The following is a 15,616-nucleotide window of genomic DNA, read 5'->3' as shown; positions in this document are numbered from 1 at the left end:
CGGGTGCGGCGATCACCGCCGGATGAGCCGCCGCAAGCTTCCGCGCCCGAGGCCCTGCCGCCGGCGCCCGCGCCGCCGGCCGTCATGCGCAGCCGGCGCCGACGCCACCGCAGAGGCCTCCGCGGGGTCGACGATCTTGCTGCGCACCCGCCCCTCGTCGGTGCCGCGCGAACGCTCGGCCGCGTCGATGGCCTGCCAGCCTTCGCGGTCGATGACGTCGGGGCGGCGGCTGCGCACCACGGAATCGAAGCGCGCCGCGTCCATCCGCGGCCGGGGCAACCGCCCGGCGTTGTAGTCGTCCACGAGGCGCCCCACCGTCTCGCGGGCGCACGATTTGTTGGTGCCGATGAACCCGCTCGGTCCGCGCTTCGCCCACCCCGTCACGTAGGCGCCGGGAACCGCGTCCGGCCGCGTGCCGGGCCCGGCGCCCGCGGTGCCGCCGGCGGGCACGTCGCCCGGCGGGGAGGTGAGCACCCGCCCCTCGTCGTTGGGGATCGTCCCGGTGGCGTCGTCGAACGGGACGCCGGGCACGGGGGTACCGCGGTAGCCGATGGACGTCAGCACCAGTCCCGCCGCCACCGTGGTCGACTCGCCAGTCGGTTCCACGCGGTCGGAGTCGTCCCGGAACCGGTTGCGCACGAACTCGATTCCGGTGACGCGCCCATCGTCGCCGGCGAGGATGCGCGTCGGGGAGAGCAGGTACCGCATCGAGATGCGCCGCCGCGCCCCGGCCGCCGCCAACCGCAGATTGTCCAGCAGTGCCAGCTTGTGCCGTACCGCGTGCGGCAGTGCGTCGTCGTCCAACCCGGACCTGGTGGCGGCGTCGAGCGCACGATCGTCGTGGCCGTCGGGCTCGATCGGGCCCACGGCCACGTCGACGCCCGGCGTGCGGATGAGGCCGGCGAACTCCGGCACGGTGAACGCCGACTGTCCCGCGCCGCGCCGGCCCACGATCACGACCTCTTCGATCCCGCTGCCGCGCAATGCCTCCAGCGCCGCATCCGAGATGTCGGTGGCCGCGAGCGCGTCCGGATCCGCGGTGAGGATGCGTGCCACGTCGAGGGCCACGTTGCCGTTGCCGATGATGACCGCGCGCCGCCCGCTCAGGTCGTAGGCGTCGTCGGCGTGATCGGGGTCGCCGTTGTACCAGGCGACGAAGTCGGTGGCGGATGCGACGCCGGGCAGATCTTCGCCCGGCACGCCCAACCGACGGTCCGACGACGCCCCCACCGCGTAGATCACCGCGTGGTGCGACTGCAGCAGCTCGTCGTGGGTCACGTCCTCGCCGACCGACACCCCCAGGTAGTAGCGGAACCCCTCCTGCGCCGAGATCGAGTCGAAAAGGCCCGTCACCCGCTTGGTGTTCTGGTGGTCGGGGGCGACACCGCGGCGCACCAGGCCGTGCGGCACAGGCAGCCGGTCGAACACGTCCACCTGGACGCCCGGCTGGGTGAGCAACTCGTCGGCCGCGTACATCGCCGACGGGCCGGAGCCGACGATCGCCACCCGCAGCGGGTCCTCGCCCCGCTGCACTGCCGACGCGGCGGGCATCACCGGCGCCAGCACCGGACGCGCGCGCTGCTCCCGGTAGAAGTCGGCGTTGATCTGCGTGAACAACTGCTCGCCGTCGCCCAGCTTCGACTCCGGAACGATCGCGTCCACGGGGCACGCGGAGACGCAGGCCCCGCAGTCCACGCACGCCTGCGGGTCGATGTGCAGCATCTCCGCGGTGAGGAAATCCGGCTCGTCGGGAGTCGGGTGGATGCAGTTGACCGGGCACGCGTACACACACGACGCATCGCTGCAGCAGGGCTGCGTGATCACATGGGGCACGGCGATCGTTCCGTTCCGGCCAGGGTCGCTACGCTGCTCCGGCCATGGGATGAGTGTAGGCGGGCCCGCTCAGCGGTGGGGCTCGCTGCGGAAACGGGAAGCGCGGCCGTCGATCCTGCAGGCCTTCCACAGCAGCTTCGACGCCGGATTCATCAGACCGGAGTTGCGGGCGAGCATACGCACGTCGCCGAAATAGCCGGACAGCTCGGCGCGCGCCGCATCGCTGTCCCAGAACAGCTCCTTGCGCACCGACTTCGGCACGTCGAAGGTGTCCCAGAACTCCTTGGGCGGCACCACGATCGCATCGCACAGGACGCGCATGATCACCGGCATGGCCAGCGACGCCGCGAACCTGCGCACGCGGGACAGGCGCGGCGCGCGGCGTTCGATGAACTCGTGCGCGAAGGAGATGTGCCGGGCCTCCTCGGCCACGTGGATCGACATCACGGACTTCATCACCGGGTGGATGTCGCCGTCCTCGCGCAGGATCCGCTTCTGCAGGTGGTCGATGGGCTCCTCGCCGGCGAGCACCCCCATGAAGAAGATCAGCGGCAGTGCCGAGCCCGCCAGCGGCAGCAGCTGGCCGACGCCGCGGAGCAGGCGGTTCATACCCGGGACGTCCATCCCGATGCGGTTGACCATCTCCTGGAACATCAGCGTGTGGTTGCACTCCTCGATGCACTCGTGGGTGCAGTACCGCGCCTCGGCCGAGCCGTTCGGCTGCACGAAGACGTACTGGACCATGCCGCGAATGAGGATGTTCTCGAACTGCAGACCGACCTTGGCCACGTTGGCCTGCCGCCACATGCCGATCGCGATCTGCTTCTCCTTCGGCTGCGCCAGGTACCACGGGTGGCTGCCGATCGGGTCCGTCTCAGCCTGCAGGATCCAGCGCTCGTCGCCCGGAACTACGGCGAACTCCGGCGAATCCCAGTCGATGTCCCGGTACGGCTGGAAGTTCTTGTTGACCGACCCCTCCGAGAGCAGGCGCAGGCGTTCCTCGTAGGCGGCGTCCTGGGCGGCCACCGTGTCGCCTGCCGACGCGCCCACCCCGCCCGTTGCGGGGGTCGCATTGCCGGCGGCGTGCTCGAGAAGTGCGCCCTCGGCCGCGGCGTCGGTGCGCGAATCTGCCGTGATGGTCATGGTGGTGCCTCCCGCTCCGTCATGGGTGACGATGGTGTTGCAGTGTGGTTACTGTAACCAGGAGTTCTACCAATGCGCAATGGCACGGCGGGAGCAGTCCCTCCACCCGCGCCGAGAATCGCCATTTCGCCTGGCCCCACAGGCGTCAGAGGCCGAGAGCAGGCCCGGCTCCGGAGGACCACCACCGCGCCGCGCGCCGATCGGCACGACACGCCGGGTCGGCGCGCGCGCCAGAGGAGGGTCGGCGCGCGGCGCGCGGGGAGCCCTTGCAGGCGGGGGTCAGCTCTCCAGGATCATCGTCACGCCCTGGCCGCCGGCCGCGCAGATGGAGATGAGCCCGCGAGCGGGCCGCTCGTCCTGCCGGGCCTTTTCGGCGAGCATCTTCGCCAGCGTCGCGACGATGCGCGCGCCGGTGGCCGCGAACGGGTGCCCCGCCGCCAGCGACGATCCGTTGACGTTGAGCTTCGACCGGTCGAGCGTGCCGAACGCGGCCGGCAGCCCCAGCCTCCGCGTGCAGTACTCCTCGGACTCCCAGGCGGCGAGCGTGCACAGCACCTGCGACGCGAACGCCTCGTGGATCTCGAAGAAGTCGAAGTCGTCGAGGGTCAGGCCGTTGCGCTCAAGCAGCCGCGGCACCGCATAGGTGGGCGCCATGAGCAGTCCGTCGGGCGTGCGGCCGTCGTGTCCGTGCACGAAATCGACCGCGGCGGTCTCGGAGTCGACGATGTAGGCCAGCGGATCGAGCCCCCGCTCCGCGGCCCAGTCCTCGCTGGCCAGCAGGGCGGTGGACGCGCCGTCGGTCAGGGGCGTCGAGTTGCCGGCGGTCATCGTCGCCTCGTCGGCGTGCGGGCCCTTGGCGCCGAAGGCCGGCCGCAGCTTGGCGAGCTTCTCGACGGTGGAATCGGGCCGCAGGTTGTCGTCGCGGGTCAGCCCCAGGAACGGGGTGACCAGGTCGTCGAAGAATCCGCGGTCGTACGCGGCGGCCATACGCTGGTGGCTCTGCGCGGCCAGCTCGTCCTGCGCCTCGCGGGTGATGCCGAACTCGCGGGCGGTGACGGCCTGGTGCTCGCCCATCGACAGGCCGGTGCGCGGTTCGCCGTTGCGCGGGATCTCCAGGCTCAGCATCCCGGGACGCGCGCTGCCCAGCAGCTTGATGCGATCGGTCGTGGATCTGGCCCTGTTGAGCTCCAGGAGGAACTCCCGCAGGTCGTTGCCCACGCCGATGGGTGCGTCAGAGGTGGTGTCCGTGCCGCCGCCGACGCCCGCCTCGATGCGGCCGGCCGCGATGGCGTCGCCCACCGCGATGAGCGCCTGGAGGCCGGTTCCGCACGCCTGCTGCAGGTCGAACGCCGGCGTGTAGGGGCTCAGGTGGCTGCCCAGCACCGATTCACGGATCAGGTTGAAGTCGCGGCTGTGCTTGAGCACCGCGCCGCCAGCGACCATGCCCAGACGCTCGCCCTGCAGGTTGTAGCGGCTGACCAGCCCCTCGAGCGCCGCGGTGAACATGTCCTGGTTGGAGGCGTGCGCGTACTTGCGGTCCGAGCGGGCGAACGGGATGCGGTTGCCGCCCAGGACCGCGACCCGGCGCGGCGTGCGCGCCGCACCCCCGCCGGAGCGGCCGGGCCCGGCCTTCGCTGCGGACTCGGCCTTCGCAGCGGACTCGACCTTCGCGGCGGACTCGGCCTTCGCGGCGGACTCGGCGGCCTGATGCCTCGGGGCCGCCCCGGCGGCAGGCTTCGCGTCGGCCGGCTTGGCAGCGGCTTTGGCGGCGGCGGGCTTGGGCTTGGCGGGCCCGGGCTTCTTGCCCGTGGACGGGCCACCCTTGCCGGGGGCAGACTTGGCGGGTGTGGAGTCGGGATTCGTAGGCACGCGGTTCTCCCAGCGGTCGGAAAGATGTTGTCGGTCTCTATGACGTATTCTTACCCAAGAGTAAGATGCTGTCGACACCGAGGCTCTGCCCGCTCGGTCCGCGAACAGGGCCGAGCGGCGCGCCTCACCGGCAGAGCGAGCATGCTCAGCACGGCGAACATGAACACAGGACCACCGGGCCCGCGGCGCACCGCCCGGGCGGCCGGGCGACATAGAAGGTGACTCGTGGCAAACACTGACCTGTACTCCACTCTGGTGAACTCCGGTCCCGGATCCTTCCTGGCGGACAAGGTGGGGCTCCCGCAACCGGAGGCCCTCCGCCGCTACCAGAAGGGTAAGCCCGCGCTTCCCGGGCCGGTGAAAATCGGCGGGGCCGGGCGCCTCGCGGACCCGCTGCGCACGCTGCTCGGCGACTACGACCTGGCGCAGGACGCGCAGAAGTACGGCGCCCTCGTCTTCGACGCCACGGGCATCACCTCCGTCACCGAACTGGCCCAACTGTTCGAGTTCTTCCAGCCGGAGATGCGCCGCCTGCTGCCGTGCGCCCGCGTCGTCGTCATCGGCAGCACGCCGGAACTCACCTCGGGCGACGAGCACATCGCGCAGCGCGCCCTCGAAGGCTTCACCCGGTCGGTGGCCAAGGAGCTGCGCCGCGGCGCCACCTGCCAGCTCGTCTACACCTCCCCCCAGGCGAAGGCCGCGCACTCCGGGCTCGAATCCACGCTGCGCTTCCTGCTGTCCGGCAAGTCCGCCTACGTCGACGGCCAGGTCATCCGCGTGAACGACACCGACGCCGCCGCCCCGGCCGACTGGGACGCCCCTCTGGAGGGCACCGTCGCCGTGGTCACCGGTGCGGCGCGCGGCATCGGCGCCACCATCGCCGAGGTGCTCTCGCGCGACGGCGCGCACGTGATCTGCGCGGACATCCCCGCCGCCGGCGAGGGCCTGTCCAAGACCGCCAACAAGGTCGGCGGCACCGCCCTCGCGGTCGACGTCACCGCGGACGACGCCGCCGACACGATCGCCGAGGCCGTCCAGAAGCAGGGCGGCCGGCTGGACATCCTCGTCAACAACGCCGGGATCACCCGCGACAAGCTGCTGGCCAACATGGACGCCGCCCGCTGGAACGCCGTGCTCGGCGTCAACCTGCTCGCCCCGCAGAAGCTCACCGAGAAGCTGGTGGACCTCGGCGTTCTGGGCAAGGGCGGCCGCGTCGTGGACGTCTCGTCCATCGCGGGCATCGCGGGCAACCGCGGCCAGACCAACTACGGCACCTCCAAGGCGGGCGTCATCGGGCTGGTCGACACCCACTCCGACGCGTACGCCGGACAGGGCATCACCATCAACGCCGTGGCCCCCGGCTTCATCGAGACCGACATGACCGCCGCCATCCCCTTCGCCACCCGCGAGGTGGGCCGCCGGATGAACGCCATGCAGCAGGGCGGGCAGACCGTCGACGTCGCCGAGACCGTCGCCTACTTCGCCAGCCCGTCGTCCGCCGCGGTGACCGGCAACGTGGTCCGCGTGTGCGGCCAGAGCCTGCTGGGGGCGTGAACAGTGGCTGTTGATCGCTATGCGGCTTCCGGCGGCACGGTCCGCCTCACGGCGCAGCCGGACATGCTCGCCTCCTACGCCAAGGCGGCCGCGGGGCTGCTGCCGCTGCCGGGCGGCGGGCACGGCGCGCTGCCGCAGCGCACCTACGAGATCGCCGGCTACCGCGTGGACCCGGACCACCTGGCCGCCTACGCGCGGGTGTGCGGGCTGCGGCTGACCGACACCCTGCCGCTCACCTACGGGTTCGTGCTCACGTTCCCCTCGGTGATGAAGCTGATGACGGCGCGCGATTTCCCGCTGCCGGCGGTCGGCATGGTGCACGTGGGCAACAGGATCGAGCAGCTGCGTCCGGTATCGGTGTCCGAGCCGCTGGACCTGCGCATCCACGCCGAGGGCCTGGGCCCGCACCGCAAGGGCACGCAGGTGCAGCTGGTCAGCGAGATCAGCGCGGGTGGCGCTCCGGCGTGGCGGCAGACCAGCACGTTCCTCAAGATCGGCGGCGGATCCGGCGAGGATTCGTCCCAGCGCTCCGCGCAGAAGGACGACGCGCCGGACGATCCGGGCGTGCCCACCACCACGCTGCACGCGGACCAGAAGATCATCAGCCGCTACGCCGCCGTGTCCGGCGACCGCAACCCCATCCACGTCTCGTCGCTGGGCGCCAAGGCCTTCGGATTCCCGCGCACCATCGCGCACGGCATGTGGAGCGCCGCCGCGGCCCTCGGCGCGCTGGAAGGCCGGATCCCGGAGCACGCGGTGTACGACGTGCGCTTCGGCAAGCCGATGGTGCTGCCCACCCGGGCCGCGGAGTACGTGCGGCGGACCGGCGAGGGCTGGGCGCTCGAGCTGCGCCACCCCAGGAAGCAGCACCCGTTCCTCACCGCCACCCTCGGCGAGGGCTGACGGAGGACGGCCGGCCCACTACGCAGAGCGCCCCGCGTCCGTGCACTGCACGGGGGCGGGGCGCTTGCACGTGTGGCGCGCTACTCCTTTTTCCTGCCCGCCAGTCCGCGCCATGCCAGCCCGGTGACGATCGCGATCGCATTCTCCACGTCGATGTCCGACTCGACCAGCCGGTTGGCCACCGCCTCGCCCGCGCCGACGAGGGCCACGGCCATCAGGTCGAACTCGGCGTCGTCGTGCTCCTCTGTGGTGCCGGCCTTGAGCAGGCCCGCCGTCAGCTCGACCAGCTTGGCGCGGTTGGCGTTGATCTCGTCGGCGAAGGTCCCCGACGACGCCGCCTCCCGCACCATCACCCGCCATGCGTTCCGGTGCTCGCCGACGAACTCCAGCACCGCACGCAGCGTGAGCTCGAGCGTCTCGCGCGGGCCGGCCGCCGGCTCGGCCCGCTCGGAGATGGCGGCGATGAACCGCTTGCTCTCGCGGTCCAGGCAGGCCTCGAACAGCTCCTCCTTGGAGCCGTAGTACAGATACAGCATCGGCTTGGAGATCTCGGCATCCTTGGCGATCGCATCCATGGACGTGCCGTAGTAGCCGTGCTCCGCCAGCACAGCGATGGCCGAGTCCAGCATCTGCTGCTCACGCACGGCCCGCGGCAGTCGTTTCGCTCGCGCGCCCATCCCGCTCCTCACCACATCCGTCACCAAGGCCCGATTCAACTTACTTGACGGTAGGGATCTGCACGGCGCGTTCCCATCCATCGGGAACCCGCAGCCGCCGTCACCCGCACGAGAGAATCCCCTTCATCCTCGCAATGCGCACCACCGAATCGTCCACGCGGTCGATCGGCAACGTCCCGGAGTCCACCTCCTGCTCCAGCCTGTCGAGCACCGCGGGCACCTGGTCGGTGGACAGCCACAGGGCGACGTCGGCACCCGCCTCGAGCGCGGCGGCCACTGCGTCCGGCACCGAGTACGTATCGCTGATTGCGCCCATGCCGGACAGGTCATCGGTGAAGATCACCCCTCCGAACGGGGGCGCGTCGTATCCGGTGCCGTCACGCAGCAGCGACATCGCCGCGGGGCTGAGGCTGGCGGGGACGCCGTCGGTGAGGCCCGGCACGTCCAAGTGCCCCACCATGACGCCCACGTCGGGCTGCTCGGCGATGAGCTGCCGGAACGGCATCAGGTCTCTGCCCTGCAGCTGCGCCAGCGGGGGCACCGACACGGCACCGTTGTGCGAATCGCCGCTGGACGAGCCATGCCCGGGAAAGTGCTTGATCACCGGGTGCACCCCGGCGTCGCGCAGCCCCCGCGCCACCGCGCCCGCGTAGTCGGCGACGGTCTGCGGGTCGTCGCTGTAGGAACGGTCGCCGATGACGGCATCGTCAGACTGGGCACTGACGTCCGCGTCGGGGGCGAAGTCGACGGTGATGCCGAGCCCGCGCAGCTTCTTCCCCCGCTCGAGCGCCATCCGGTACGCCTCGTCGACGCTCATCGTGCGCGCCACCTCGCGCGCCGAGGGCGCGGGCCCGATGAGGTCGGCGACCCGGGAGACGCGTCCGCCCTCCTCGTCGATGGTGATCATCGGCGGCGGCGCGGCGATGTCCGCGTCGTGCACGGCGGCGGCGCCCCCGCCGGTGAGCATCGACGGGTCGGTCCAGCTGCCCACGAACACGCCGCCCACCTGCTCGGAGGTGACGACGTCGAGCGCGTCCTGCGTGCCGGTGACGCCCACCACCAGCATCTGCGCCAGCTTCTGCCGGGTGCTCAGCGAAGCGAGCAGGTCTGAACCGTCGCACGCGTACGGGGCGCCGGCGGCCGGCGTCGCGGCGCCTCCGGCGGCGGTGGTGGCGCTCTGCGGCTGCGCGGACGGGCCGGTCTGCGACGTGCCGGTCGCCGCAGGGACGGCGGCCCCGTCGCCCGCACCCCCGGAGCCGCAGGCCGCCGCGGTCACCGCGAACACCGCGACGAGCGCGGCGATGCCGGATCGCCGCACTCCCCTGCGCCTGTCACCGAACACCATTACCGTGTCTCCTTCACGTACCGCCACGTACCGTCGTGCCCCACGGCTCCGAGCACCGTACCGCGAACCGGGGAAACCCCCCGTCGTCCGCGGCGCCGGTAGTAGGTTCGTCGATGAACACACCGCAACCATTTCGACCGAAAGCGCAGGTGACAGCAAATGTCCACCGAACCGGCCGATCTCATCGTCATCGCGTACGACGGCACCGAGAACGCCCGGCGCGCCATCCGGTACGCGGGCCGGTTCCTCGCCGCCGAACGCGCGATCCTGGTGACGGTGTGGGAGCCGATGGTGCGGCAGGCGGCGCGGATGTCGGGGCTGTCCGGGATGATGCAGCCGGACTGGCTGCCCGACGACGACACCGAGGACATCGCGCACGTCGAGGCGCGGGAGGTGGCCGAGGAGGGGCTGCAATTGGCCGCCGAGGCCGGCCTCACAGCGGAGGCCCGGTGCATCGAATCCGGCACCACCGTGTGGACCACCATCGTGGAGATCGCCGACGAGCTCGACGCGGACGTCATCGTCACCGGCACCCGCGGCACCACTGGCCTGCGCTCGCTCATCCACTCCAGCACGGCCGACCAGGTGCTGCGCCACAGCCACCGGCCGGTGATGATCGTCCCCCCGGGCAAGTGAGCGGGCTTGCGCAGCGCCGGCGATAGCCCCGGCGGCGGGGTGGACTCCGGCCGCTCCGGCATCGCGGCGGGCTTCCTGCTCTCCGGCCCGGGCGGGACGGTGTCGGCCGCCGGCCGCGCCCGCGCGTTCGACGACGCCCGCGCCGCTGCGGCGGCGCTCCGTTCGGGCGCCGCCGCCATGGTGGTGGGCGCGCTGCCGTTCGACCCCGAGACCCCCGCCGCGCTCACCGTCCCCGAGTCCGTCACCCGGTCGTCCGGCACGTGGGTGCCGCATCCCGACGCGCCGCGGCTGAGCCCTGATGCGCTCGGCGTGCGCGTGACCGGGTACGTGCCCAGCGCCGAGGAGCACCTGGCACGCATCGGACGCCTGCTGCACCGCGTCGACGACGGCGAGCTGGACAAGGTCGTCGCCGCCCGCGCCGTGCTGCTGGAGGCCGACGGCCCCATCTCGCGCACCGCGCTGCTCGCCCGCCTGGTGGCCGGCGACACCGCGGGCAACGGATTCACCGTCGACCTGAGCCCCGCCGGGGGACGCTACGCCGGGCGCGCGCTGGTCGGCGCCAGCCCGGAGACCCTCGTGCGCCGGCGCGGCCGGCGTGTCGAATGCCGCCCCTTGGCCGGCACGGCCGCACGGACGGGCGGAACAGCGCAGGCAGGGGCCGCCCCGCAAGCCTGCGGTGCCGACGGCGACCCGGCCGCACGCGCGCTGCTGGACTCCGGGAAGAACCTGCGCGAGCACGCCTTCGTCGTCGACTGGATCCGCGGTGCCCTGGCGCCGCTGTGCAGCGAGCTCACCGTGCCGCCCACGCCGACGCTGCACTCGACGCCGCACCTGTGGCACCTGGGCACCGAGATCTCCGGCACCCTCGCCGACCCGTCCACCAGCGCCCTGGACCTGGCGCTGGCTCTGCATCCCACCCCCGCGGTGTGCGGGACGCCCACCGACCGCGCGCTGGCCGCGATCCGCGAGACCGAGGAACCCCGCGGCTTCTACGCGGGCGCGGCGGGCTGGTGCGACTCCGACGGCGACGGTGAATGGGTGGTGGCGATCCGCTGCGCCGAACTCGCGCCGGACCGGCGCAGCGCGCTGGCGCACGCGGGCGGCGGGATCGTGGCCGGGTCGCGGGCCGACGACGAACTGGCCGAGACCGACGCCAAGCTGCGCACGCTCCGCCGGGCGTTGGGAGCGTGACGCCCGTCCGGGTGATAACTTTGGGACCAACGATCCCGAGGAGCCTTCATGAAGTTCACTGTGCCCGCAGTCGTCAGCGCGGTCATCGGCGTGGCGGTCGCTCTCGCGGTGGTCATCCCCGTGACCTCGGCCATCGAGGGCACTTCGCGTCCCGACACCGCCGCATCGGCCAACCCGTCGGACGCCCAGGTCCAGTACGGCACCCGCTGACCCGGGCGTCCTGAGCATCACCTTCCCGCGCGGGCGCCGCCCGCGCCCCGGTCCCCCGTCCCCTGCCGAGGATCCACCGTGCACGGAGGACGGCGTCGTCGTCGCCCCGGTCCCCCGCCGGTGGCTGCTGAGCGTATCGGCGGTTCTCCTGGTGGCGGCGCTGTGCCAGTCTCCGGGCCGCATCGTCGCGGACACCAAGCTGGACCTCACCGCGAATCCGCTCGGTTTCCTGGCACGCGCGGCACACCAGTGGTCGTCGATCGCCCCGCTCGGCCAGGTGCAGAACCAGGCCTACGGCTATTTCTTCCCGCACGGCGCGTTCTTCGCGCTCGGCGACCTGGCGCACATCCCCCCGTGGGTGACGCAGCGCCTGTGGTGGGGGCTGCTGCTCGCCGTGGGCTTTTGGGGCGTGGTCCGGGTCGCCGAGGCGCTGGGCATCGGCAGCCGGACGTCCCGCATGGTCGCGGCCGCGGCGTTCGTGTTCGCGCCCCGCGTGCTCACCACCATCGGCCCGATCTCCTCGGAAACGCTGCCGGTGATGCTGACGCCCTGGGTGCTGTTGCCGGTGATCCGGGCGCTCGACGGCGGGGACCCGGGTGGGACGGGCGACAGGGGCGGCCTCGGCGCTGCCGGGGCGCGGCCCGCGTCGATGCGCATGCTCGCCGCCCGGTCGGCGGCGGCGGTGGCGCTGATGGGCGCCGTCAACGCCGTGGCCACGGGCTTCGCCTGCCTCATCGCCGGGCTGTGGTGGGCCGCGCACCGGCCCGACGCCCGTTGGCGCCGCTTCACAGCCTGGTGGGTGCCCATGCTGGCGCTCGCCTGCCTGTGGTGGCTCGTGCCGCTGTGGCTGCTGGGACAGGTGAGCCCGCCGTTCCTCGACTTCATCGAATCCTCCTCCACCACCACCCGGTTCGCGTCACTGCCCGAGGTGCTCCGCGGCACCAGCTCGTGGACCCCCTTCATCTCCCCGTCCACCGCCACCGGGGTGCCGCTGGTCAGCGAGCCGATACTCGTGCTGGCCACCGGCCTGCTCGCCGCCGCCGGACTCGCGGGGCTGGCGATGCGGCGCATGCCCGCGCGCGGGCGCCTGCTGCTGATCCTGCTGGTGGGCCTGGCGGGGATGACCATCGGCTACGACGGGGCGCTGGGCTCCGCGGTGGCGGACCAGGTGCGCGCGTTCCTCGACGGCGCCGGCGCGCCGCTGCGCAACGTGCACAAGCTCGAACCGCTGCTGCGCCTGCCGCTGGTGCTGGGGCTGGCGCACCTGCTGGGACGGGTGCCACTGCCCGGGGCGGTGCCGTGGCGCCGGGCCCGCAGCGCGCTGGCGCACCCCGAACACGAGCCGATGACGGCGGTGACCGCACTGGTGGCGGCCGCACTGATGCTGGCCTCCAGCCCGGCCTGGCTGGGCGACCTGGCACCGCCGGGCGGCTACTCCGCGATCCCCGACCACTGGCAGCAGGCGGCCGACTGGCTCACCGACCACGCGGATTCCACCGATGCCACCGCCGCGGGCATGCACCGCGCACTGGTGGTGCCGGGCGCGCCGTTCGCCATCCAGGAGTGGGGCATGACGCGCGACGAGCCGCTGCAGCCGCTGGCGGAGACGCCGTGGGCGGTGCGCGACGCCATCCCGCTCAACCCGCCGGGCGCGATCCGCGCGCTCGACGCGATCCAGCGTCAACTCGCCGACGGACGGCCGTCCGACACACTCGCCCCCACGCTACGGCGCATGGGCATCGGATACCTCGTGGTGCGCAACGACCTGGACCCCGAGCTGGCGCGGGCGCCGCGGCCGCTCGTCGTGCACGCCGCGATCGACGGCTCGTCCGGGTTGACCCGGGTCGCGGCCTTCGGCGAGCCGCCGCTGCCGTCGACGCGGCAGGTCCCGGCCCGGACGGACCCCGGTGGCCTGGACGCGGGACGCGGGAACGGCGCGGCACCGACGGACGACGAGGTCACCGAGTTCCAGGATGCGGGCCTGCGCCAGGACTATCCCGCCATCGAGATCTACCGGGTCGGCGCCGACCCGGTCACCGTCGCGCCGTACACCGTGGGGCTCGACGAGGTCCCGGTGGTGGCCGGTGGGCCGGAGGTGCTGGCGCGCCCACGCGCTTTTCCGGCGGGCACCGTCCCCACGGGCCCGGCTCCCGCCGGTGCTGCAGGCACGCGCCCCGTCCCCGTCGTGCTCTACGCCGATGCGCGGGCCGCCGGTCTCGACCCGTCCGCTGTGGCCGTCACCGACACGCCCACCGCGCGCGAGCAGGACTACGGGCGGGTCACCGGCGGTACGTCGGGGATCCGCGCCGCCACCGATCCGCGCCGCACGCCCAACGCGACGCCCGACTACCCCGTCCCCGGCGCCGGGCTCGTCGAGGGCCGCTGGGTGGGCGCCACCGTCACCGCGTCCGGTTCGGCGGCCGACGCCACGCAGCTGGGCGGGGTGAACCCGGCGAGCGGCACCGCGTCCGCCTTCGACGGCGACCCGACGACCAGCTGGGTCAGCGGCGGGGCCGACAGCGCCGTGGGGCAGTGGCTGCGGCTGGACCTGGACTCGCCGATCCGCTCGGGGACCCTCACGGTGCGCACCGATCGCATGGCGGTGGGCCCGCCCGTCACAGGGATCGAGGTGCAGACGGCCCGCGGCACCATGGGCGCGGCGGTGCCGGAACCGGGTGCCGAGGTAACGGTGCCGATCCCGCCGGGCACCACGCAGTGGATCCGGATCGAGGCGGTACGCACCGCGGACGGCACAGCCGGACGCCAGTTCGGCCTGTCAGAGGTGTCGCTGACCACTCCCGACGGGCCCCTCGACGTGCACCGCGAGGTGGTGCTGCCGCCACCGCCGCCGCGCGCCCGGGTGACTCAGTGGAGCCTGGGCCAGGAGTTCCCGGGACGCCGCCAGTGTGCGGCCGCCGGCGGGCGGGTGCTCTGCGATACCACGCTCGGCGGCTCCGCCGAATCGCCCGGCACGTTCACGCGCACCATCGACGCCCCGGCCGACACGCCGCTGGGCGCCGAGCTCACCGTGCGGGGACGGCCCGGGCAGGACCTCGAAGCGCTGCTCACCTTGCCCGGCGGTGTGCGCGCCGAGTCCGACTCGGACATCGTCGACCTGCGTGGAAGCGCGCACGCCGCCGTCGACGGCGACCCCGCCACCAGCTGGTACGCCGCGGACTCCGCCGCCCGCCACGCCACTTCGTCGCCCACCATCACCCTGCGTCTCCCGCGTGAGCGCGAGGTGGCGAGCCTGCGCGTGACCGCGCCGACGCCCGCCCCCGGCGGACGGGACGGGCAGTCGATACCGGCGCGGCCCACCACCGTCACCGTCGACCTGGGCACCGGCCCGCAGCAGCGGGCGGTGCCCGCAGACGGGATCGTCGAGCTCACGCCGGCCCGCACCGACGCCGTGACGGTGTCGGTCACCGACTGGCAGGAGGTCCCCGTGGACGGGGCGTTCGGGCGCCGGAAGGACCAGGCCCCCGGCATCGCCGAGCTCGCCGCGTTCGCCGGTCCGCACGGCACCGACCGGATCGGCACGGCGCCCGACCCCGACGCGCCCGTCACCGTCGGCTGCGGCGACGGCCCCGTCGTCACGCTGAACGGGCACGCGGTCCACACGTCCGTCACCGCGACGGTCCGCGCGTTGCGGGACGGCGCGCCGGTCACCGCGACCGTGTGCGGCGACGCAACGCTGCAGCCCGCCGCGGGCCCGGACCGGCTGACGGTGCAGCCCGGCGGGGCGTTCACGGTGTCCACCGTGACGCTCACGCCGCAGCCCGCGGGAGCACCGACGGTCTCCGGCGGGGCCGCGGCATCGTCGCCGCAGCCCGCGCACGTCGAAACCTGGGGCGACGACCACCGTGTGATGCGCGTGCCCGCAGCCGACGAGGACCGACTGCTCGTGGTGCCGGAGTCGACCAACCCGGGCTGGGTGGCCAGGGACGCGTCCGGCACGGAGCTGCAGCCGATCGTCGTCGACGGATGGCAGCAGGGGTGGATCGTGCCCGCGGGCGCCGCGACCAGCGTCACGCTGACCTTCCCCAGCGACCACTGGTACCGGCTGGGTCTGTTCGGCGGGCTCGCGCTGCTGCCGCTGCTTTTCCTCGCCGCCGCGGTCCCGGCCCGGCGCCGTGAACGCACGGTGTTCGGCGCGGCCACCCGCACATGGTCGTCGACCACCGCCGGGGCGGCGGGCGTGCTGGCGGCGGGGTTCGCCGTGTCCGGGGCGGCCGGGCTGGCGGTGACGGCGGCG

The 15,616-nt window shown here is 73.1% G+C and carries 11 protein-coding genes; 6 read left to right on the top strand and 5 right to left on the bottom strand.

Features of this window, described 5'->3' with window-relative positions; translation table 11 throughout:
* Window positions 1-12 precede the first annotated feature (12 nt).
* From JJ683_RS03950 to JJ683_RS03940, 3 genes are all read right to left on the bottom strand, one after another.
* Window positions 13-1,833, bottom strand: coding sequence for an FAD-dependent oxidoreductase (locus JJ683_RS03950; protein WP_200171429.1), 1,821 nt, complete (start codon window positions 1,831-1,833; stop codon window positions 13-15).
* A gap of 69 nt (window positions 1,834-1,902) precedes the next feature.
* The gene (locus JJ683_RS03945; RefSeq protein WP_200171427.1) at window positions 1,903-2,976 is read right to left on the bottom strand and encodes an AurF N-oxygenase family protein; all 1,074 of its coding nucleotides are present in this window, start codon (window positions 2,974-2,976) and stop codon (window positions 1,903-1,905) included.
* A gap of 279 nt (window positions 2,977-3,255) precedes the next feature.
* Complete coding sequence (locus tag JJ683_RS03940; protein WP_200171425.1) at window positions 3,256-4,845, bottom strand: acetyl-CoA C-acetyltransferase; 1,590 nt, start codon at window positions 4,843-4,845, stop codon at window positions 3,256-3,258.
* A gap of 225 nt (window positions 4,846-5,070) precedes the next feature.
* Here JJ683_RS03940 and JJ683_RS03935 point away from each other — a divergent pair, with 225 nt between their 5' ends.
* Together JJ683_RS03935 and JJ683_RS03930 are read left to right on the top strand one after the other, a co-directional pair.
* The gene (locus tag JJ683_RS03935) at window positions 5,071-6,399 is read left to right on the top strand and encodes a 3-oxoacyl-ACP reductase (RefSeq protein ID WP_200171422.1); all 1,329 of its coding nucleotides are present in this window, start codon (window positions 5,071-5,073) and stop codon (window positions 6,397-6,399) included.
* Window positions 6,400-6,462: 63 nt separating this feature from the next.
* The gene (locus JJ683_RS03930; protein WP_200171572.1) at window positions 6,463-7,302 is read left to right on the top strand and encodes a MaoC family dehydratase; all 840 of its coding nucleotides are present in this window, start codon (window positions 6,463-6,465) and stop codon (window positions 7,300-7,302) included.
* Window positions 7,303-7,382: 80 nt separating this feature from the next.
* On the opposite strand, the gene JJ683_RS03925 is transcribed toward JJ683_RS03930, so the two are convergent.
* Complete coding sequence (locus tag JJ683_RS03925; protein WP_200171421.1) at window positions 7,383-7,979, bottom strand: TetR/AcrR family transcriptional regulator; 597 nt, start codon at window positions 7,977-7,979, stop codon at window positions 7,383-7,385.
* Between the two features lie 100 nt (window positions 7,980-8,079).
* Entirely contained in the window at window positions 8,080-9,324 is a 1,245-nt protein-coding gene (locus JJ683_RS03920) for a glycoside hydrolase family 3 N-terminal domain-containing protein (RefSeq protein ID WP_200171419.1), read from the bottom strand.
* 159 nt (window positions 9,325-9,483) lie between these two features.
* On the opposite strand from JJ683_RS03920, the gene JJ683_RS03915 reads away from it, so the two are divergent.
* The 4 genes from JJ683_RS03915 to JJ683_RS03900 all read left to right on the top strand — a co-directional run.
* Window positions 9,484-9,960, top strand: coding sequence for a universal stress protein (locus JJ683_RS03915; protein WP_182346447.1), 477 nt, complete (start codon window positions 9,484-9,486; stop codon window positions 9,958-9,960).
* Between the two features lie 60 nt (window positions 9,961-10,020).
* Window positions 10,021-11,151, top strand: coding sequence for an isochorismate synthase (locus JJ683_RS03910; protein ID WP_372435234.1), 1,131 nt, complete (start codon window positions 10,021-10,023; stop codon window positions 11,149-11,151).
* 48 nt (window positions 11,152-11,199) lie between these two features.
* Window positions 11,200-11,361 (top strand): DUF2613 domain-containing protein, encoded by a 162-nt coding sequence (locus tag JJ683_RS03905; RefSeq protein ID WP_182346446.1) that lies wholly within the window; start codon window positions 11,200-11,202, stop codon window positions 11,359-11,361.
* 151 nt (window positions 11,362-11,512) lie between these two features.
* Window positions 11,513-15,616, top strand: a 4,104-nt coding sequence (locus JJ683_RS03900; RefSeq protein WP_200171417.1) for an alpha-(1->3)-arabinofuranosyltransferase domain-containing protein, incomplete at its 3' end; no start/stop codon positions are given.

The sequence above is a fragment of the Tomitella cavernea genome, assembly GCF_016599145.1.
GTDB lineage: Bacteria > Actinomycetota > Actinomycetes > Mycobacteriales > Mycobacteriaceae > Tomitella > Tomitella cavernae.
Note: the sequence above shows the minus strand (reverse complement) of the source record. Positions and strands in the feature narration are given on the sequence as shown.

What these genes read in the sequence shown, in the direction of transcription:
- JJ683_RS03945 (WP_200171427.1), bottom strand. Translation starts at nt 2,976, where the DNA reads ATGACCATCACGGCAGATTCGCGCACCGACGCCGCGGCCGAGGGCGCA.
- JJ683_RS03930 (WP_200171572.1), top strand. Translation starts at nt 6,463, where the DNA reads ATGCTCGCCTCCTACGCCAAGGCGGCCGCGGGGCTGCTGCCGCTGCCG.
- JJ683_RS03925 (WP_200171421.1), bottom strand. Translation starts at nt 7,979, where the DNA reads ATGGGCGCGCGAGCGAAACGACTGCCGCGGGCCGTGCGTGAGCAGCAG.
- JJ683_RS03920 (WP_200171419.1), bottom strand. Translation starts at nt 9,324, where the DNA reads ATGGTGTTCGGTGACAGGCGCAGGGGAGTGCGGCGATCCGGCATCGCC.
- JJ683_RS03915 (WP_182346447.1), top strand. Translation starts at nt 9,484, where the DNA reads ATGTCCACCGAACCGGCCGATCTCATCGTCATCGCGTACGACGGCACC.
- JJ683_RS03905 (WP_182346446.1), top strand. Translation starts at nt 11,200, where the DNA reads ATGAAGTTCACTGTGCCCGCAGTCGTCAGCGCGGTCATCGGCGTGGCG.